This is a genomic window from Arthrobacter sp. SO3 (genome assembly GCF_020532825.1).
Lineage (GTDB): Bacteria > Actinomycetota > Actinomycetes > Actinomycetales > Micrococcaceae > Arthrobacter.
Genome location: NZ_MQTS01000154.1, coordinates 1 through 18,826 on the forward strand (window position 1 = coordinate 1; position 18,826 = coordinate 18,826).

16 protein-coding genes and 1 pseudogene are annotated in these 18,826 nt (G+C 64.5%); 12 read left to right on the forward strand and 5 right to left on the reverse strand.

All coding sequences use genetic code 11. The features are described from left to right. Positions 1 to 32 precede the first annotated feature (32 nt). Positions 33 to 1,037, reverse strand: coding sequence for a hypothetical protein (locus BJQ90_RS14235; RefSeq protein ID WP_226760904.1), 1,005 nt, complete (start codon positions 1,035 to 1,037; stop codon positions 33 to 35). 396 nt (positions 1,038 to 1,433) lie between these two features. Between BJQ90_RS14235 and BJQ90_RS14240 the strand changes: the two genes are divergently transcribed. The 4 genes from BJQ90_RS14240 (at position 1,434) to BJQ90_RS14255 (ending at position 6,634) form a co-directional block, all read left to right on the forward strand. After that, positions 1,434 to 2,219 carry a hypothetical protein gene (locus tag BJQ90_RS14240; protein WP_226760905.1) on the forward strand — a complete coding sequence of 262 codons (786 nt, stop codon included), beginning with the start codon at positions 1,434 to 1,436 and terminating at the stop codon, positions 2,217 to 2,219. Between the two features lie 574 nt (positions 2,220 to 2,793). Continuing rightward, on the forward strand, positions 2,794 to 3,609 hold the full coding sequence (locus tag BJQ90_RS14245; RefSeq protein ID WP_226760906.1) for an MBL fold metallo-hydrolase: 816 nt from the start codon (positions 2,794 to 2,796) through the stop codon (positions 3,607 to 3,609). 1,080 nt (positions 3,610 to 4,689) lie between these two features. Further along, a complete protein-coding gene (locus BJQ90_RS22920; RefSeq protein WP_413463688.1) occupies positions 4,690 to 5,172 on the forward strand; it encodes a hypothetical protein in 483 nt (160 codons plus the stop codon). Between the two features lie 241 nt (positions 5,173 to 5,413). Continuing rightward, positions 5,414 to 6,634 (forward strand): MinD/ParA family protein, encoded by a 1,221-nt coding sequence (locus tag BJQ90_RS14255; protein ID WP_413463689.1) that lies wholly within the window; start codon positions 5,414 to 5,416, stop codon positions 6,632 to 6,634. A 9-nt stretch (positions 6,635 to 6,643) separates the two neighbouring features. Here BJQ90_RS14255 and BJQ90_RS14260 read toward each other — a convergent pair whose 3' ends face one another. Together BJQ90_RS14260 and BJQ90_RS14265 are read right to left on the reverse strand one after the other, a co-directional pair. Then, on the reverse strand, positions 6,644 to 7,540 hold the full coding sequence (locus BJQ90_RS14260; protein ID WP_226760908.1) for a nucleotidyltransferase family protein: 897 nt from the start codon (positions 7,538 to 7,540) through the stop codon (positions 6,644 to 6,646). Next, positions 7,540 to 7,833: a PqqD family protein gene (locus tag BJQ90_RS14265; RefSeq protein ID WP_226760909.1), complete on the reverse strand. Its 294-nt coding sequence runs from the start codon at positions 7,831 to 7,833 to the stop codon at positions 7,540 to 7,542. Before BJQ90_RS14265 ends, BJQ90_RS14260 begins: the two co-directional genes overlap by 1 nt. 116 nt (positions 7,834 to 7,949) lie before the next feature. Here BJQ90_RS14265 and BJQ90_RS14270 point away from each other — a divergent pair, with 116 nt between their 5' ends. After that, the gene (locus BJQ90_RS14270) at positions 7,950 to 8,684 is read left to right on the forward strand and encodes a GAF and ANTAR domain-containing protein (RefSeq protein ID WP_226760910.1); all 735 of its coding nucleotides are present in this window, start codon (positions 7,950 to 7,952) and stop codon (positions 8,682 to 8,684) included. Between the two features lie 1,107 nt (positions 8,685 to 9,791). After that, positions 9,792 to 10,268 carry a GAF and ANTAR domain-containing protein gene (locus BJQ90_RS14275; protein WP_226760911.1) on the forward strand — a complete coding sequence of 159 codons (477 nt, stop codon included), beginning with the start codon at positions 9,792 to 9,794 and terminating at the stop codon, positions 10,266 to 10,268. Positions 10,269 to 10,748: 480 nt separating this feature from the next. On the opposite strand, the gene BJQ90_RS14280 is transcribed toward BJQ90_RS14275, so the two are convergent. Continuing rightward, positions 10,749 to 11,678, reverse strand: a complete 930-nt coding sequence (locus tag BJQ90_RS14280) for a LysR family transcriptional regulator (protein ID WP_226760912.1) — start codon at positions 11,676 to 11,678, stop codon at positions 10,749 to 10,751. Positions 11,679 to 11,850: 172 nt separating this feature from the next. Here BJQ90_RS14280 and hisD point away from each other — a divergent pair, with 172 nt between their 5' ends. The 5 genes from hisD (at position 11,851) to BJQ90_RS14305 (ending at position 16,825) form a co-directional block, all read left to right on the forward strand. After that, positions 11,851 to 13,170: a histidinol dehydrogenase gene (gene hisD / locus BJQ90_RS14285; RefSeq protein ID WP_226760913.1), complete on the forward strand. Its 1,320-nt coding sequence runs from the start codon at positions 11,851 to 11,853 to the stop codon at positions 13,168 to 13,170. Positions 13,171 to 13,197: 27 nt separating this feature from the next. Next, positions 13,198 to 14,010 (forward strand): ABC transporter substrate-binding protein, encoded by an 813-nt coding sequence (locus tag BJQ90_RS14290; RefSeq protein ID WP_226760914.1) that lies wholly within the window; start codon positions 13,198 to 13,200, stop codon positions 14,008 to 14,010. An 81-nt stretch (positions 14,011 to 14,091) separates the two neighbouring features. Beyond that, the gene (locus tag BJQ90_RS14295) at positions 14,092 to 14,745 is read left to right on the forward strand and encodes an amino acid ABC transporter permease (protein WP_226760915.1); all 654 of its coding nucleotides are present in this window, start codon (positions 14,092 to 14,094) and stop codon (positions 14,743 to 14,745) included. A 61-nt stretch (positions 14,746 to 14,806) separates the two neighbouring features. Beyond that, positions 14,807 to 15,574 (forward strand): amino acid ABC transporter ATP-binding protein, encoded by a 768-nt coding sequence (locus BJQ90_RS14300; RefSeq protein WP_226760918.1) that lies wholly within the window; start codon positions 14,807 to 14,809, stop codon positions 15,572 to 15,574. Between the two features lie 36 nt (positions 15,575 to 15,610). Next, a complete protein-coding gene (locus BJQ90_RS14305) occupies positions 15,611 to 16,825 on the forward strand; it encodes an MFS transporter (RefSeq protein ID WP_226760916.1) in 1,215 nt (404 codons plus the stop codon). A 177-nt stretch (positions 16,826 to 17,002) separates the two neighbouring features. On the opposite strand, the pseudogene BJQ90_RS14310 reads toward BJQ90_RS14305, so the two are convergent. Further along, positions 17,003 to 17,920 (reverse strand): annotated as a pseudogene (locus tag BJQ90_RS14310) (flavin-containing monooxygenase); the annotation flags it as partial. Between the two features lie 81 nt (positions 17,921 to 18,001). Between BJQ90_RS14310 and BJQ90_RS14315 the strand changes: the two are divergent. Beyond that, complete coding sequence (locus tag BJQ90_RS14315) at positions 18,002 to 18,616, forward strand: TetR/AcrR family transcriptional regulator (protein WP_226760917.1); 615 nt, start codon at positions 18,002 to 18,004, stop codon at positions 18,614 to 18,616. Positions 18,617 to 18,826: the final 210 nt, after the last annotated feature.

Here is an 18,826-nt window from a genome sequence, read left to right on the forward strand (position 1 = left end):
TATTTTCCCTTGTCAGAGCACCTTTTCGTCTCTTAAACACACCCCTCAGCCCAACATTGATGAAAACCCCGGGTTAGGGCGCCGTCCTGCATGACAGCCGTGCCCCTCGTGACCAGTGGGTCTTGTTCGTAGACGGCCGCATTGGCGGCCGTCAGCCCCTGAGCCTGGGTGTCCTCGTGCCCCCAGATGCTGCGCAACCCAGTTTTCTCACCAAGGTGCGGCCCGTACCAGATGTAGGGTTTGTTGGAGATGAACGCGGCGAACATCGACAGGCTGGACACTGAGCAAAGCAGTAGGTCAGCGGACGCCATCGTTTGGATATCGGATAGGAGTGGACGTGCCCTGTCAGGCAATGGGACCGCTTTGAGTTCCTTTGCTAGCGAAACGATGCCGGGGTTGCGCTCATCGTCTGTGAAGATGACAAAATCGATGTTATGCCGGAATGCGGCACGGAGGTTTTCCCCTGTGGCGGCGTACCACTCGATTGGCAGCATCGTGTTGAACTGTCCTGGCTGTGGGCCGCCGTTGTTGTCTGCGAAGTCCCCGGCTCGGATGTGGAGTGCGACGGTCAGTTTCTCAGGGCTCAAGCGTTGCCGGATCCGGTACGTGTCGCCAGCCACATGCGCCGGACTTTCGACGGCGGTGCGCAGGAAGTCTCGGGCCCCTCGGATGCCGTAATACCCCCCCGACATTCCCGAAGTGTGAACCAGGACGAGCGGCCCTCTCTTCCGTGCCACTCGCTCGGCAAGAGTACGCATCACATCGGCGTAATCGTCGTGGGTGGACGCCATAGAGCCATCTACCGTAATGGAGGGCAACGCTCTGCGAAGCACTTTGTGCGCAGGCCAGTCAAGCAGGCTGGTGCCAAAGTCGTGACGGTAGGGGCGCTGATTCATGGACCACGCGGGGTGCAGCGTCCGGAGTCCGAGTTCCTGGGCGCCGATAAATGCTTTCCCCCAGGCAATGACCTCGTTACCGAATCCAGCACCTCGCGTACTCAGAAGGGCAGGCACAGAGAAGCGCAAGGTTTTTGTCATGGGCTAATCGTGCCATGAGGGGAATCGCACTGTGGCTGACTGTACCGTGGCCGACTTGGGGCGCCGGAGGCGGAGAGGAAACAGAGTTGGCGGCCACCACATCAGAACGGAATCGAAACAGACCGCTTGCATCGGATAATTCAGTGTCCGCCGCTTCTATTTTCTGCAGTCTGGCACTGCTTCCGGACCCCGGTTTCATAGGGCGGGCCGCGTCGGGTCAAATCCGGCGCATCCGGCTCCTTAGCAGCGCCGGCCCTCTTGCGACGGCTGGGCTAGCGGATGTCAATGGATTTCAGCCTTTCCGCCGAGGTTCTTTCCGCCCAGGCTGTTGGCTTCGCGCGAAGCTTCGCTACCTCGAAGCCAATCTCTGGTCTCGCTGACCGTTAGCATTGTGGCATGAATGGGGAAAAAGAAGTTTTGGTCGTCGTGCTCGCTCTCGATGCGGACCCATGGCGGGCCATCGAGGAAAAAGGGCAGCGGGGAACGTGGGCTCGCGCGGGTGGAGATGTTCCTGTCCTGTGGCTGCACGGAGTCAATGGCGGCATGGCGCGGGCGATCATCCGTGTCATCAGCAAGGGGCTTGGAATCGTCCGGGCCAACGGCGCACTGAAGGCATTCCGCCACAAGGCGGGCGGGTGGGCCGCTGGCCGTAATGTCACGGTCGAAGGGCGTGCAATCCGGACTCATGTGCCCGAGACGTACCTGATGACCAATGCCAAGACGGTGGCGGCGTTCCGGCATCTTCTGGACACGCGGGACTTTGACTACATCCTGCGGACGAATTCATCCACCTACGTCGACTTGCACGGGTTGCGGGACTTCGTGCAAAACATACCCGATCGCGGCTATTACGGAGGTGCCGTGTGGAAAGCCCAGGGTCTGGAGTTTATAACTGGATCGACGATCCTGCTTAGCCGCGACCTTGTGGAGTACGCGGCCACAGACCCCGAGTGGGAGTTTGACCTGATAGATGACATGGCCCTAGGTGGTTCAATGCTTCGCGCCGGCGCCAGGCCTCAGTCAGTGGAGCGCGCGGATGTGCTCACCAGCGGCGACCTTGCCCGCCTGGACTCCGGGAGCCTGACGTCCACATTCCTGGTTCGGTGCAAGGGCGAGGAGAACCGCGAGCATGACATAGCCGCCATGCTTAGGGTCCACGAGCTGTACGAGTCATCCAAGTAGCGTTCGATAAGATACCTCTCCCGTGGGGCCGACGCCTTTGGCCTACTAACCCTTGGCGGGTTGCATGGGCGGAGAGGCTCTCAGCGAGAGCGTAGGCTTGGTCGTCGACCCCACCACGGCGATGTCGTCCTTTAGGCTCTTCCGGGCCTGTCATTGAGGTAGTTCCCAGCCACGGGTGACCTGTGCAGCCGGTGTCGTCAGATTCGCCAAGAGTGGCAGGTCCGGTCGGAGAAATGCCGTGAGTTGTCGTGCAGGAATGATCGCTGTCATTCTGTCCACTGGCCAAGTTGGCTCTACTGAACCCGAGCCAAATCCCGCCGCGGAACGCGACCGCAAGGCCCGCGCAAGCCGTAGTCATTTCCGACAGTCCTTGCCCCTTCTTGACTGACCCGTTCGAAAACGCGGTTTCGGTGCTGGCGGATCTCTGGAGCCGACGAGGGCCGCGCGGGGACACCCGGGGATAAGACCTTCCGCATGGTCCTTCCTGCCAGCTTCCGGCCAGCTCCGGTGGGTACAATCGAGGGCAGAACATCGCACCAACGACGCCGGAGCAACGCCGGAATACGGAGATTCAATGTCACGATGGCTCGAGGTCGGCCCGGACAACTACGTCCTGACCACCCAAGGTTCCCTGCTCAACACCGGCCTGGTTGTCGGTACCGAACGCGCCATGGTGATCGACACCGGCGGCGGACCCCGGCAGGGACGCGAGATTCTTGACGCCGTTCGTGAAAAGACCCAGTCGCCACTCGTCGTGGTCAACACACACGCCCATTACGACCATTTCTTCGGCAACGCGGTGTTCGCCGAGGCTGGCGTCACCGAGTTCTGGGCGCACGAGAACTGCGCCGCCGAAATCGAGGAGAACGGCGACTCGCAGCGCCGCGCCGTAGGCGCCGATGAGCCTGAAATGGCAACGGGCGAGGGCTCCAACGTGGAGCTGGTAGTCCCCAACTTAATTGTGAAGGACCAGCCCGTTCTCGTGGATCTTGGCGGCCAGACCGTCACGCTCTTTTACCTGGGCCTCGGACACACTGACGGCGATCTCCTAGTAGGCACGGCCACGACCCTCTACGCCGGCGACCTGGTGGAGCAGGGTTCACACCCGTCCTTCGAAGATTCGTATCCCGAAGAGTGGGCAGACGTCCTCCGGCATGTCTCCGCGCTCCGCCACCGGTATGAATTCCTGATTCCGGGGCACGGGGAACCGTGCAGCGACCAGTTCGTGAAGACCATGGCCAACACCATGACCACGGCGGTGCGGCAGGCCACCCAGGCGACGCGGGAGACCCCGGATGACGCCACCAAGGCCATCCCGATCCTGCCGTATGGGCCGGAACAGTCCCGCTGGTTTATCAAACGCCTTCAGGAGACCCGCGCCCGCCAGTGATGTCCCGGGCAGGGGATTGGGCGCGTCAGATGGACAACTCAGCTGACCCGTGAGTAACCTCGTGGAGGATCCGCAACCCAGGGTCCAATCCCGCTAGCGCTCAGCTCGCCCGGGGGATGGGGATCCCAAGGCGCGCGTCATTGATGACGCTGCTCCCAGGAGGTTTCACCTGTGTCTCTGCCCGGCTACGTTCTTGCCCTGTGCATTCTGTTGGGAAGCTTGGTTCTTCTCTCCGCGGTTTTCTACGTGATCCTTCGCTTCAGGCGCAGGCGGCAAACGTCCGTTATCCAACGACAGGTGCCCTAGCTTTGCCGTACGTCGACATCAATCCGCACCGCAACCGGCCCAAATGGTGGGCGTACACCGGCCTCCTGATCCTCGCCGTGACGACGGTCGTCGTCGTCGTTCTGGCCCTGACGCCTCGCTAGCGACAGCTCCCCAGCACGTCACATCAACCGCGTAGACCGCTTAGCATGCACGTGGCCCGACCGAAAAAGCCGGGTAGCCGGTACGCGTGTGCACGGCGTTTCCGCTTCGTACGCTCAGGCTAAGTCCGGAACTGCCCGGGGTTCTGCCGGGTTCGGGGCCTCTGCCACCGCATCTAGGTGAGTGTGCAGTCACCTTGAAGTCTTGAGCCCGGCTCAAGGCCAGGCCCCGGTTGGCGCTGGTCACGAAGCGGGCTGATGCAGATGGTTCCGAACGAGCACGGTCTCCCGGGCAACCGCAGGACGACACACCCCTCCAAATCGCTGATCGCCGCAGGGCCGTTGCTGCTCGCATGCCTTCTGGCGTCCTCCCTTGCGCTTCAATCACCGGCCGGCGTTACGACAACAGCCGGCCAGGATCTTGCGGCTCCGGAGACTTCGTCGCCGGTGGTGGGGGAGCCACCGGCCGAGCCGCCGGCCGTCCAGGTTGCAGCTGCTGAACCTCCACCGGCAGCTCCCCTGGAGGTGGGCGGTCTGGCTTCTGAACCTCCGGCGGCGGCTCCTCCGGAGGCGCCCGGAGTGGACGCAGTTTCCAACCAGTACCTTGTGGTGGCCGGAGACACGGTCGGCGCCATCGCGTCACGCTTCGGGCTGAATGTCTAACGTGCTTTCAGCCAACGGGCTGGGCGAGTACAGCCTCATCTTCCCGGGTGAAACACTGAAGCTGTCCGGTCCCCCCGTTCCCGTTCCCGCATTGGCCACCGCTCCGGTTCCTGAAGCCCCGGCGCTGACGGCGCCGGCCGCTCCGGCCGTGCGCACCATCTTCGTGGCCGGCGCGGGCGGCCAGGCCATGGTGGACAGGTGCATTGGCCCCATCCACTTCACGCCCACGGATGCCTATTCGCTGTTCATCACCGAGCACGACTTCTGCGGAGGGTGGGCGCGGTTCTCGGGAATCGGCGTCGGCGAAACCGTGGTCATCTCCGGCTTCGGCACCTACACCGCAGCCGGCCGCGGACAGGTTGCCCAGGGCGCTACCACGAACGCCGTCTCTGCCGTGTTCGGGGGCTTCCCCCGGGCGATCCTGCAGACCTGTATTCCCGGCACCAACCAGATGCTGCTGATAGCCCTGAACTAGCGGGAGCGGTATTTGCGGATGCTTGCTTGTCCGCTTGCCACTGCGTGTGCGCCTAGAATTGCGGTTGAACCAATTCATACGAGCACCGCAGCGGTCTGCGCTGTGAGTCCCAGGGGGGACCAACATGCCCGATCCGGTGGACCACGACACAGCCCGCACTGCCGCGGAGGCAGAACAGCCCGAACTCCGGCGACGGCGTGACCGCCGCCGCGGCGATGACTCCGACCCCCGGACAGGAACCATGCCTACCATCATGCCCGACGACGTCGACAGCCCGCCGGCACGCACAGTCCGCAGCGGCTCCTGGGCCGAAGCTGCCGCCGCGGCGGATGCCCCCGCGGCCCCGAGCCGTGCCCCGCAGGACGGCGAACCCGTTACCTCGGTCCCGGTTCACCCGGCCTCCTCCAACCCGGACGCGCTGACTCCTGCGCGTTCGGCCGTGCCCGCCGCGCCCGAGATCGCACCCTCAGTGCCAGCCCGTCCACTCCGATCCAGCCGCTCCGAGAGCCGGGCGGCAGCCCTTGCCGCGCCCGCCCCGGATTTCATCAGCTCACCCGGGCTGTTCGTCCGCGAGCAGAAGCCGCGTCCGGTCGGCGGTTTCCGGGGTGCCCTCTTCAAGATGACCGGCGGCGGCCTGAACCTGGGCCCGGGCGCCCGGCAGCGCGAGGAAGACGAACTCGCCCGACGCATTTCCCGCCAGCTCCAAGGCAGCTACAACACCGCCGTACTGAGCCTCAAAGGCGGCATCGGCAAGACCTCCACGACGGTCGGCGTCGGCCTGACCCTGGCGGAATACCGCGGCGACCCGCCGTGCGCCATCGACGCGAACCCCGACTCCGGCGACCTCGTGGAGCGCGCCCTCGGCGAGGGCATCTACCAGCAGCAGAGCCCGCGCACCATCACGGACCTGCTGAAGAACATCGAATCCGTCGACTCCCTCACCGCCCTAGCCCGGTACATGCACCACGCGGGCCGGCTGCACCTGATTGCGGGCGAACAGGATCCCGAGGTCTCGGACTCCCTGACGGCCGAGGAATACCTGCGGATCCGCAAGCTCATCTCCGGCTACTATTCGGTGGCCCTCACTGACTGCGGGACCGGTGTCACCCACAACGCCATGAGCGGTATCCTGCAGTCCGCGGACAACCTCATCATCGCGGCGGGCTATGCAGTCAGCGGCGCCAAGCGAGCCCGCAGCACCCTGCACTGGCTGGCCGGCCACGGCTACGAGGAACTTGCACGCAACGCGGTCGTGGTCATCACGGACAAGGACGAAGTCTCCTCGAGGGTCGACAAGGACGCGATCGAGGACCACCTGTCCGGCATCTGCCGGCAGCTTATCGCCGTACCTCATGACCGCGGCGTGGCGGACGGGGACCTGGTTACCCTGGACGTGCTGCGCCCGGAGACCCGGCGCGCCTACAAGGAGATCGCTGCCGCGATTGTAGACGGGTACGTTTAGGGAGGACAGCTAGCCTCGGCTTGAATCCCGGATCTTCCGGGCTGCTGCTGGAAGGCCAGCCACTCCGCGGCGCCAGCGCGCAAGGTGTGCCCTGAGCAGCCCGGTAACGGAGTTGTCAAGCTGAAGGTTGCGCTCCCGCAAGGTGGCCCGCGACGGGAAGATTGCGCGAGTTAGCACTCGGGGTTTGGCCCTCCAGGGACTTTCCATGAGCGCCGCCAGATAGGCGGTACCGGTGCCTTGAACGGAAGTACGGTGGCGCCACTCCTCGCTGACGGAATCATGCCGAAACGGCAGAGCTGCCACGCCCAGGTCGTCTAGGAGCGGTTGCAGCGCCGCCGTAGCCTTCAGCTCCACGGCGAGATCCAAAACGTCCTGGTGCATGCTGGAATCCACCCGCTCGAGTAGCCCTGAGTACTCGCGCTGATGGCGTATTTCATCCATGGCCCGAAGACTGTGCAGCGCCTGAAAAATTACCGCGGCAGGGACGGAAGGAACGGCCACACTTTTGGCCGCCATGACCAGGTATTGCCTGCCGAGCCAGAGCGTGTCGAAGGCTCTGCCCGGTGTGGCCTCAATCCCAGGAAACCTGTCGTGGACGTCGATATCGCAGTTCCATTGCGGATGGTAAAGAGTCCGAGAGTGCGAGTACCGGCGGACTACTGACACACCGGACGGCCGTTCGAGCCAGCCTCTTGCGCCCAGCAGCTCGACTATTCTGTCCAGATCCTCCGGGCGGACCAGGACGTCCACGTCCGCAGAGACGTGATTTTCACGGAGCCCCATCATGGTGGCCGCCGGACCTTTAATGAACATGACCTGAAGATCGGCTGATGCTGCCACGTAGTCCACCAGGGCCGTGGCCAGGAGCACGGCTTCATCCTGGTGCAGGGTCTCTGCGGCGTCCATCACAGGGTCCATTGGCGGGGACTCGACGTGATCATTCCGCTGCTACTCAAATCACGGATCAAGCCCATCACGTCCCCGTGGATTGCGCTGGCTTCTGTGGCGTACTCGCTGGCCAGCTCTTCGATGAGCTCAGTCTCGGTCCTGGTTCCGTCCAGCCTGTTCCAGACGGACGCGGCCGTTCCCACAAGGATGACCGGAACATCCTGATCAAGATGCAGGACAGCGACGCGGCCGCCGTCGGGGCTTTGGACGCAGGCGACAACGGCACTTACGCGCCACACCTTTTCCGTCATGACACCTCCGCCGACACTGGACAGGCCCTACAGCAACACGCGGTGCCCTCGCAAAGCTTCATGCTACCGCGCGGCAGACAAGTTGTTTCGCGCGCGGGACCGACTTAGATTTAGGCATGACCAACAACGCCGGTGAAGAAGCCCTCCTGCAGTTGCAGGACCTCTTGATGGGAACAGAGAACGTCGAGGACTTCCTCGGACAGCTCTCTGAATTCTCTGCGGCCACGCTAAGCCACGCCGCCGGCGCTGAGATCGAATGCGGCGTGACGCTGCAGCGCCGCAAGAAGACCATGACGGTGGCGGGGAGCAGCCCCAGGGCCGTGATCCTGGACCGGATCGAGCAAAGCCTCGGCGACGGCCCATGCATCGAGGCGCTGCGGACCCGGTCCGTGGTACTGCTGGCCGACGTCGCCACCGATCCGCGCTGGCCGGCCTACCAGCAGCAGCTCGCGGCCCACGGCTGCCGCAGCACCCTCGGCGTACCCCTGGAAATCGGCGCGGACGCGGCCGCCGCCCTGAACTTCTTCGCCCCCGGCACCGGGATCTTCACCCAGGACATCATTGACGAAGCCTCAGGGTTCGCCGACCTCGCCGGCCGCTCCCTCCGCTTGGCCGTCCGGATCGGCACCGAACAGTCCCGGGCCGAGGATCTGAGAGCCGCCATGGAGCACCGGACCTCGATCGATCTTGCTTGCGGCGTCATCATGGCACAGAACCGTTGCTCCCAGGAGGAAGCCATGGGAATCCTCACCCGGGTCTCCAGCAACCGGAACCAGAAACTCCGCGACGTTGCGGCCGACGTCCTCCGCAACCTCACAGACGGGACCGTCCGGACGCACTTCGAGGCCTGAGCGATCACCTTCGACCTCCCAGTTTGCGATGGCGGACGGGTCGGCGGTTCCCTGCGCTTCATCGCCGCAGGGATCCAGTATCCGGGTTCGGTGCCGGTGGATACATGAAGGCCCGCGACGTCTACCTCCTTTCGGCTGATCAAACGTCCCGAACCTTTGGGGTGAAGACGTGGCGTCCGTGTTTTTGGCGGTCCGTCAAGCCGTCGGGTGAAATGCCTTCGTAGTGTCTCCGGGCCGACGCCGATCAATGGCCACCGCTTTCGCGGCTTGCGGGGTTCCGCAGCCCGTTCAACGCGTGCAGACTTGCACCGTGGCCGCGACCTCGGCGTGGCTCACCGACGCGACGTGCGGGACCGGCAATGCGGTTAGGTTCGCGAGAGTCTCGTGCGTGACGTTTACAGCGTGGCGGAATGAACGGCGTGGCAGAAAGGCTCGGACCGGACCTCCTCGTTGCTTTGCACGCCACACGGAGGAATCTGCCTCGGGAGGACAATCCATAAACTTCGAGTGGTCCACCGTGAGGATGCCTGTCAGGACGACGACAGGGCTGACGTTATGCTTCGGCGGCTGCGTATCTGTTGCCCACGTCGTCCGCTACCCGTTTTTCGGAGACCTGCGGAGCACGGGGCCGGAGCAGCCCGTGCATATCAGCGAGTGACTCACGCGTCAAAGACAGGTATCACATACTGGTCCGCTCCCACGGGTCTTGTATCTAACCTGAACCAAGGCCTTGCGGCACCAGTAATTAAGAAGAATTTCGGGAGGACCTATGTATTCCACCCCGCGTCGATTCTTTGCACCCAGCCCGCGGTGTAAGCACTGTCGAGTATCACTCCGCCAGCGACAATTTAATACTGACTTCTGCTCCCGAGCATGCTGGGAGACCTGGGCACACATGCTGGCCTATAGGCCCGACTTGGCTAAATTGGGCAGGTTTCGAGATGCGGTTCTCTTGGCACGGCTTGTACTTCGTGCGTGACGACGCGCGCAAGGCCAGACGGCAAAGCGTCTCCGTCCTTCAAAAAATACGGGCAACGATGTTGGTTTGAGATCGGCGTCACCTGCATGACCTAGCGCTTTCAGGCTCATCGCCGTCGCCGAGATTGAGTGCGGACCCGGTCCGTGGTGCTGCTCGCCGACATCGAGACGGATCCGCGCTGGCCGGCCTACCAGCAGCAGCTCGCGGCCCAGGGCTGCCGCAGCACCCTGGGTGTGCCCTTGGAAATCGGCCCGGACGTGGCCGCTGCCCTGAACTTCTTCGCCCCCGGCACCGGGATCTTCAGCCAGGACATCATCGACGAGGCCTCCGGCTTTGCCGACCTCGCCGGCCGATCCCTCCGACTGGCCGTCCGGATCGGGACAGAACAGTCCCGGGCCGGGGACCTCAGGGCCGCGATGGAGCACCGCACCTCGATCGACCCGGTCTTCGGCGTCATCATGGCCCAGAACCGTTGCTCCCAGGAGGAAGCCATGGGCATCCTCACGCGGGTCTCCAGCAACCGGAACCAGAAGCTCCGTGACGTCGCGGCCGATGTCCTCCGGAATCTCACCGACGGGACCATCCGGACGCACTTCGAGGCCTGAGCGCCCCACTCCGCGAGGTTGGTCTTCCGAGCGCAGCAAGTAGTCGGTGATGAGAAAGACAAGTACCCTCCACGCTGTCCCACGTATTCCCAATCTCGCAGGCTTAGTCGCGTGGGCGAGATGCCTGCGCAGCCGAGGACGGCTGTGACGCTGAGTTTGGGGAGATCAGATGAGCACTATCAACGACATGTACGCGCGTGAGGAGCTGCGTCAGCACTCAAAGCGACGAGCTTGGTTCATGGCGCAGCTTTCTGGGCTCGCTGTCCTCGCTGCCATAACGTCCACGGTTGTTTACCTCGCATTAGCCCGCCAGTTCTAGGGCCGACAACTCGGGGCATCCACCACCTCCGCGGGGCGCCATGGGAGCAGAAGCTCCGCGACTTCGCGGCAGATGCCCTCCGGAACCTCACGTACGGTCCGGTACGGACGCACTCTATGCCTGAGCGCCCCGGTGGCGTGTAATGGCTCCCGCTGACGGGTCTAGTGCAGAGTGCGCCCGATGGCTTGTCCCGGTGCCACTTTGGACAGCAGGGTACGGGCGGCCATTTGGGCCATCTTTCGTGTCGCGGGTGACAGGAAAGCGCCCTCGCGCTGAATCAGCGCGATCGTGTCGTACAAAGGTTCCGCAAAAGGGACGGCATGGATGTTTTTCGGAAAGCCGGGGCCGCTGACGATAGCTTGTGGAACGAAAGTGTCCGCGGCCCCCGTGGCGACTAACCCCAAGGCAGTGTCGACGTGTTCCACCTCGATGGCCGGTTCGATTTTCAGCCCTTTCAGGCGGGCTCGCTCCAAAATCTGCCGGCGGGTGGGGTCACGCCAGCCAGCGAAGGCGTCGTAGAGCACAAGCTTTGACTCAGCAAGTTCCTCGATTGTCATGGGCCCTCGGGAAGGAGGCCGGGTCGCCGACACGAAAAAGACTTCGTCCCGGACAAGGGGCCTGACCTGGAGGCCGGACTCTGCCACCGGCAGGACGATGAGCCCGGCCTCAATTTCACCCGACGCCACAGACTCGGCAACGGTCACGGAGTTCAATCCCACCAGGCGCACCTTCACCTTGGGATACCGGCGGTGGAAGCGCTGCACCAGATCGGCAAGGTCATAGTGTGCTCCGTACCGCAGAACTCCGAAGGTGCAGACGCCTCCTTCCAGCGACGACATGGACTTCAGCGCCTCCACCCCGTTGTCGAACGACGTGACGGACTGCAGTGCATGCACCTGCAGCTCAACAGCCGCCGTCGTGGGAATGAGTCGCCGCCCGCCACGGATGAAGAGGCTGTGCTCAAGTTCGTGTTCGAGCCTGCTGATGAGTTCAGAAACGGAGGCCTGGCTTGTTTCCAACTTTCTTGCCGCGGCCGTGAAAGAACCGAGCTCATAGGCCGCAAGGAAGGCCCGGAGTTGCGCGAGCGTCATCGTTCCCCCTAGGGATCAGAACGAAATTCTGCAGGTTCGAGGCCGACGTTGAGGCGCGGAACGATCTTGATGCGTGCGCGCAATACGCCACTCAAGCCATAGGGTAACCCTATATCAGGCACTTGTTCAGGTCCCGTTGTGCCATAAGTCGGGCGCCAGTAGCTTGTACTTCATGCACCTAAGCGAACGTGACACAGCGCACATCCCGGGGAACTTCGTCACCCTCAAGGGTCCTGCCGTTGAGGACGTTCCGGCCCAACGGCTTCCCGAAGTTGTGGCGACAGTGTCCGCCATGCTTGGTGAGATCGAGACCAACGGAATGGACGCCGTCGCCAAGTACGCCCAAGAGCTGGACGGGTACCAGGGTGGAAGCCTGGAGATCAGCCCGAACGAGCTCGCAAAGACCGGTGACTTGCTCTCCCCGGAACTGCGGGAGGCCCTGATGGCCAGTGCCGAGCGAACCAGGCTGTTCGCGGCGGAGCAACGCGAACACCTCACCGATTTTGAAGTTGAACTCATCCCGGGCGTCTTCACCGGACAAAAGTACGTCCCCGTGGCACGCGTCGGAGCCTATCTTCCGGCAGGCCGCTTTCCGATTCTTGCCAGCGCCTTCATGACAGTGGGAGTCGCCAAGACCGCGGGCGTCCGTAACGTCCTGGCCTGCACGCCGCCAACCGGTTCTGGCGTTGGTAACCCCGCAGTGTTGTATGCCGCGTACCTGGCCGGCGTGGACAGGGCGTTCGCGCTCGGCGGGGTGCAGGCCATGGCCGCCATGGCCTTCGGGCTGCTGGGGGAGCAACCGGCTGACATCCTGGTCGGCGCAGGGAACGCCTACGTTACCGAGGCCAAGCGGCAACTCTTCGGACGCGTTGGAATCGACCTGCTGGCCGGCCCGTCCGAGGTCGCCGTGATCGCCGACGAATCTGCCGACGCTGAACTTGTGGCCGCTGATCTCCTCGGCCAGGCCGAACATGGCCCGCAATCGCCGGCGTCCCTGGTAACCACCTCACACGAGCTCGGAGAAGAGGTCATTCGGCACATCAATAAGCAGCTGCGGACGCTGGCCACCCGAGATATTGCCGGACCCGCCTGGCGGGACTACGGCACCGTCTACGTTGCCGAGGACCGGGAAACGGCAGTGCGGATTATGGATTTGCTGGCACCGGAACACTTGGAAATCCAGACCTCGGACGACTCGTACTATCACGAGAACCTGCAGAACTACGGCTCTATCTTCCTGGGGCCGTGGTCAACGGTGGCTTACTCGGACAAGGGCTCCTCGGGCACGAACCATGTGCTGCCTACCGGCGGGGGCGCCCGCTCATCGGCAGGGCTCTCCGTAGCCCGGTTCCTCAAACCGCTCACCTTCCAGCGCGTCGAAAAAAGTGCCACTCCGCGGCTGGCGAATTACGTCTCCACGATCTCCGACACCGAAGGAATGGCGGCCCACAAGGCCACCGCCACTCTAAGGCTCGAGCGCTTCAACCGATAGAAATCCATCCCTAGCAAAAGGCACCTCATGAAGAAGACAAAAATCCTCCGCAAGCGTTTCGCTGCCTTGGTGCCCATGGGCGTTGCCGTGGCCCTCGCCATGACAGCCTGTGGCTCAGGCGGCGGCGGCGCCAGCAGCAGCGGCGGAGAGCAAAAGACCATCACCATCGCAACGTCCAACGATGCTCCCTTCTCCTTCACCGACCAGGCCACCGGCGAGCTCAAAGGCATCGACGGGGAGATGATCAACGCCATCGCCGAAGCGAAGGGCTGGAAGATCAAGGTCTTCACCTCCGAGTATGCGACCCTCATCGCGGCGCTGAACGCCAAGAAGGCCGACGCGATCGTCGATGCCATGTACATCACCGATGACCGGAAGAAGCAGATCAACTTCACCGACCCCTGGTACACCGAAGGCGAAGCGATGGTGGTCCCGGCCGATTCAACGCTCGCATCTCGCGACGACGTAAAAGGCAAGATCCTCGGCGCACAGACCGGCACCGTGTTCAAGGACCTCGTTGACAGCCTGGGCGGCAGCCAGGTCAAGCTGTTCGACTCGCAGGCTGCCCTGCTCGCGGCCGTGGAAAACAAACAGGTTGATGCGGTCTTCACCGACAGCGCCGTGATCGGCTACAGCCTGGTCCAGAAGCCGAACCCCAAGCTAAAGCTCGTCTCACCCTACGAGCCCTACTACCCGGGCATCATCGGTGCCGGCGTGCGCAAAGAGGATTCGCAGCTGCTGCAGGACCTGAACTCCGGGCTGGCAGACCTGAAGAAGACACCCAAGTACCTCGAGATCCTCAAGAAGTACGGGCTGGGCGAAGCCAACGTGGCCAAATAGGTTCCAGATTCATGCAGGGTCGGCGGGCAGTGTGATCGCACTGCCCGCCGGCCCTGCCCGACCCTAACTTAGGGATTCTCAGTGGACTTTGTTAAAAACACCCTGGCGGTGTTCCCGGCCCTCCTGCAGGCCGTACCCGTCGTCGTCCAACTGGCGCTCGGCGCCATGGCCATTGCCCTCGTGCTGGGGCTGCTGGTTGCGCTGGCGCGCATCTCCTCGATCAAAATCCTTCGAGGCATTGCCACGGTCTACCTGGAGGTCATCCGCGGCACTCCGTTGCTGGTGCAGTTGGTCTACATCTTCTTCGTGCTTCCCAGCATCGGCGTGAGCATCGATCCGGTGCCGGCCGGCATCCTGGGCCTGGGCCTGAATTACGCCGCTTACCTGTCTGAGGTCTTTCGCTCCGCAATCCTCTCCGTGGAGCACGGCCAGACCGAAGCCGCACTGTCCCTGGGCTACACGCCCAGCAAGACCCTGTGGAAAGTGGTCATTCCCCAGTCCTTTGTGGTCTCCATGGGTCCGATCGGTAACTACTTCATTGCCATGATCAAGGACACCGCACTGACTTCCGTGATTGCCGTGACCGAGATCCTGAAGACCGCCAACATCCTCAACAGCCAGACATTCCAGACCACCGCGATCTATACCGCAGCGGCCATTCTCTATCTGATCATCAGCCTGCCACTCTCGCGCGTCGTGGTTGTGCTTGAACGAAAGGCACGGGCCAGTGGCTGACGAGACCATTATTGACGTCCGCGACGTCCACAAGACCTTTGTCTCCGACACGAGGCCCACCTTGTGGCAAAGGCTTACCGGCAAACCCCACGTGCAGAAAAGGGTGGAAGTACTCAAGGGCGTGGACCTTGTGGTCCACCGCGGCGAAACCATTGCCATCCTGGGCTCCAGCGGATCCGGCAAAAGCACCCTGCTGCGCTGCGTCAACAAACTTGAGACTATCGATGCGGGGCGCATCTACGTCAACGGCCACCTGATCGGCTACGAGGAACGCGACGGGGAACTGATCGCCGAGAAAGCGTCCGTCACGGCCCAGAAGCGAACCGACATCGGCTTCGTCTTCCAGCACTTCAATCTGTTCCTGAACAAAACGGCGCTGGGGAACGTGATGGCGCCGCTGCGCGACGTTAAGAAGCTCTCTGCTGCCGAGGCCAGGGAAATTGCCGTCCCCAACCTCGAAATGGTGGGACTGGGGGACAAGATGGACAACTACCCCAGCAAGCTCTCGGGCGGCCAGAAGCAACGGGTGGCCATTGCCCGTGCCCTGGCCATGGAGCCAAGTGTCATGCTCTTCGATGAGCCGACGTCCGCGCTGGATCCGGAGCTTGTGGGCGAGGTTCTTGCGGTCATCAAGAAAATCGCCCAGCAGGGCACCACGATGGTGATCGTGACCCATGAGATGCAGTTCGCCCGGGACATCGCCGACCGCATCGTTGTCATGGACCAGGGGGTCATTGTGGAAGAAGGGCCGCCCAGCCGGATCTTCACGGCCCCGCAGCATCCGAAGACACGGGCGCTGCTGAGCCGTTCGGGTATTCTGCCGGCCTGAGCGCCCCGGCGCGCCGCCGGTCCTAGGATGAAGGGGATGACAACCACACGCCAAGCCGCCTTCAGCCTCCGCAGCATCGCCGTCCCCGCCTTCGGCCCGGCCCTGCTGTTCAGCATCGGCGAGGGCGCGATCCTGCCCGTGGTGGCACTGTCCGCCCGCGACCTCGGCGCCTCCGTGGCCGTCGCCGCCCTGGTGGTCACCCTGATCGGCCTTGGCTCCTGGTTCTTCAACCTCCCCGCCTCGCTGATCACGCTGAAGTTCGGCGAACGCTGGGCCATCGTCTCCGCCGCGGCGGCCAGCGCCGTCGCCCTCGCCGCCGCGGCACTGGCCCCGCTGGTGCCCGAAGGTCTCTGGCTGCTCGCCGCGGCGATGCTCGTCGTCGGCATGGCCGCGAGCGTCTTCAGCCTGGCCCGGCAGAAGTACCTGACCGAGGCGGTGCCGGTGATGCTCCGGGCACGGGCCCTGTCCACGCTCGGCGGGGTCAACCGGATCGGGATCTTCATCGGCCCCTTCATCGGCGCGGCCGTGATGCAGTTCGCCGGCATCACCGGCGCCTACTGGGTGGGCGTCGTCGCCATGGTCGCTGCCGCGGCCCTGTCCGTGACCATCCCGGACCTCGTGGCGACGCCCGCACCCGAGCACGGCGTCCCCGTCCAGCGGGCCACGATGCGCAGCGTCGCCCGCTCCCACGCCGGGGTCTTCCTCACCGTGGGCATGGGGGTGCTGCTGCTCAGCGCTCTGCGTGCGTCCCGGCAGGTGGTGATCCCGCTCTGGGCCGAACACCTCGGGATGGACGCGACGCAGGCCTCGCTCATCTACGGGCTTTCCGGCGCCATCGACATGCTGGTCTTCTACCCGGCCGGCCGGCTGATGGACCGCAAGGGCAGGCAGTGGGTGGCCATCCCGTCGACGCTCATCATGGGCACGGCCATGCTGCTGATCCCGCTCAGCACCGGCTTCGTGGGCCTGCTGCTCGCGGCGCTGCTGATCGGCTTCGGCAACGGCATCAGCTCGGGCCTGAATATGACCCTGGGAGCCGACTTCTCACCCGACAACGGCCGCGGCCAGTTCCTGGGCATCTGGCGGTTCATGGCCGACGCCGGGGCCACCGGCGGCCCGGTGCTACTCTCAGGCGTGACCGCCGTCGCCTCGCTCGGGGCCGGGGTGGCTGCCACCGGTGTGCTGGGCTTCGCTGCCGCCGCGGTCTTCGCCGTCACCATCCCCAGGCTGAAGCACCGGCGCAACTACTGACGGGTCCGGCGTACGCTTTGCTATCTGCGTGACCACGTACGCCGCGTCCCGGTCCACGCCGCCGATCAGGCCCGAAGTGAGGGCGTACTGGAACGGCATCCCGACGAAGTGCAGCCCAGGAATGCCGGGAACGGCGCCTCTCTGGGTTTCCGGCCAGCCCGACGGCGCCAGCTGCAGCCCGTCGATCCAGTCCAGGTCCGGGCGGTAGCCGGTGGCCCAGATGACGGTCCGCAGGCGGGCGGGAGTGCCGCCGTCGTAACTGCCGTCGGACGTGCCGCCGTCGAACGTGGGCTGGCCGTCCACGGTGCCCGTGAGCCGCGGCACCCGGACCACACCGGCACGTTCCAGGTCCTTCGTGGAGATCCGGATCAGGGGTGCGCCGCGGTCGTGGAAGCGTGCCGCGACCTTGCGCCCGACCGGGGTGCGCAGCGTCAGGACCGAGTGGATAAACCCCCAGTAGGCCCCGCCGGCGTAGCGGAGAACGGGGTCGGGAATGTGCGGGGTGGGCCGGCCCGACAAAAGCACCCGGTGGCTTTTTGAGAGTTCCAGGGCAATTTCCGCGCCGGAGGTTCCCGCGCCCACCACCAGCACGTCGCCCGCGGGGACGTCCGCCGGGCTGCGGTACTGCGAGCCGTGCAGCTGGTGGATGGCGGAGTCCAGCCCGGCGGCGGCGTCCGGAAGGCGGGGGAGTGCGTTGGCTCCGGTGGCCACGATGACGTTGCGGGCCCGCACGGTGCCGCTGGGGGTGTCGACGGCGAACCCGGCGCCGGCCCGGGTGACACGCTCTACCCGGACACCGGTCCGCACCGGCAGGGTGTATGTCTTTACGTAGCTCTCGAGGTAGGCGGCGAAGTCCTCCTTGCCCGGAAAGGTGTTCCGCGCCGCCGGGAAGGGCAGGCCGGGGAGGCCGTCGTGCTGGGCGGGGGTGAACAGGCGCAGGGAATCCCAGCGGCGGCGCCAGAGATCGCCCACCCGCGGGCTGCCCTCGAGGATCTCGAACCGCAGTTTCGTCCGGGCGAGGTGGTAGCCGGCGGCGAGGCCGGCCTGGCCCGCGCCGATCACGACGGCATCAAGCTGCTGGTTGTTCTGGTTCATGGCCGGCTCCTTGCTGAGCGCATTCCCTTGTTCTTACTCATTAGAATACCGTTCCAGTGAGTGGAGCGATAGTCTAATTTCATGGAGAAGACCACGCGACGGACGATCCAAGCGGCCGGCACTAGGGACGCCATCGTGGCGGCGGCCGGCCGGCTGTTCGCCGCCGACGGGTACGTCCGCACCACCATCGACGGGATCGCCGCTGAGAGCGGGGTGGCCGTCCAGACGGTCTACAACTCGGTGGGCAACAAGGCCGCGCTGCTCTCGGCCGTGCTGGACAGCGCCGCCGCGGGGCCCGGGGCGCAGGCCGGCGTGCTGGACTTCATGCGGGAGCGCACCCGCCAAGCTGCCGACTTCGGTGCCCTAGTGAATATGCTGGCGGACTGGTTCGTCGAGGTCCATCCGCGCACCGCCGGGATCAACGCCGTCATCGCCCGGGCCGCGGCCGTGGATGACGCGGCGGCACAGCTGGAAAAGGACCGCGGCCAGCAGCGGCTCAAGCGGTACGAGGAGGCCGCCGCCGCAGCCCGGGCGCGCGGCGGGCTCCGCTCCGGCATGTCCGACGCCGAGGGGGCCGCAGCCATCTGGTCGCTGGGCCATCCGCAGGCCTACCGGTCCCTGGTGCAGGACGCCGGCTGGACCGTGCCGGCCTACCGGGAGTGGCTCGCCAAGGCGCTGGCCGCGGCGCTCGCCTAAGGACCTCGTCCACACGGGGCGTGCGCCCGGCACCCATCTGGCTGGCAGCAGGGCCCTTTTGACCGCTCTGAACGGTCCCTCATTGCGATCTACTTGGGGGCAGATTTCTGGTGCGGACCGGGCCGTGGTTTGTTGTGTTCCGTCAACTTTAAGTCGGCCATTTCAGCGCTAAGAATCAGGCCACCGCGGCACGTTTCCAGGCCATTCCAG

What these genes read in the sequence shown, in the direction of transcription:
- BJQ90_RS14235 (WP_226760904.1), bottom strand. Translation starts at nt 1,037, where the DNA reads ATGACAAAAACCTTGCGCTTCTCTGTGCCTGCCCTTCTGAGTACGCGA.
- BJQ90_RS14240 (WP_226760905.1), top strand. Translation starts at nt 1,434, where the DNA reads ATGAATGGGGAAAAAGAAGTTTTGGTCGTCGTGCTCGCTCTCGATGCG.
- BJQ90_RS14245 (WP_226760906.1), top strand. Translation starts at nt 2,794, where the DNA reads ATGTCACGATGGCTCGAGGTCGGCCCGGACAACTACGTCCTGACCACC.
- BJQ90_RS22920 (WP_413463688.1), top strand. Translation starts at nt 4,690, where the DNA reads ATGTCTAACGTGCTTTCAGCCAACGGGCTGGGCGAGTACAGCCTCATC.
- BJQ90_RS14255 (WP_413463689.1), top strand. Translation starts at nt 5,414, where the DNA reads ATGCCTACCATCATGCCCGACGACGTCGACAGCCCGCCGGCACGCACA.
- BJQ90_RS14260 (WP_226760908.1), bottom strand. Translation starts at nt 7,540, where the DNA reads ATGGACGCCGCAGAGACCCTGCACCAGGATGAAGCCGTGCTCCTGGCC.
- BJQ90_RS14265 (WP_226760909.1), bottom strand. Translation starts at nt 7,833, where the DNA reads ATGACGGAAAAGGTGTGGCGCGTAAGTGCCGTTGTCGCCTGCGTCCAA.
- BJQ90_RS14270 (WP_226760910.1), top strand. Translation starts at nt 7,950, where the DNA reads ATGACCAACAACGCCGGTGAAGAAGCCCTCCTGCAGTTGCAGGACCTC.
- BJQ90_RS14280 (WP_226760912.1), bottom strand. Translation starts at nt 11,678, where the DNA reads ATGACGCTCGCGCAACTCCGGGCCTTCCTTGCGGCCTATGAGCTCGGT.
- hisD (WP_226760913.1), top strand. Translation starts at nt 11,851, where the DNA reads ATGCACCTAAGCGAACGTGACACAGCGCACATCCCGGGGAACTTCGTC.
- BJQ90_RS14290 (WP_226760914.1), top strand. Translation starts at nt 13,198, where the DNA reads ATGAAGAAGACAAAAATCCTCCGCAAGCGTTTCGCTGCCTTGGTGCCC.
- BJQ90_RS14305 (WP_226760916.1), top strand. Translation starts at nt 15,611, where the DNA reads ATGACAACCACACGCCAAGCCGCCTTCAGCCTCCGCAGCATCGCCGTC.
- BJQ90_RS14315 (WP_226760917.1), top strand. Translation starts at nt 18,002, where the DNA reads ATGGAGAAGACCACGCGACGGACGATCCAAGCGGCCGGCACTAGGGAC.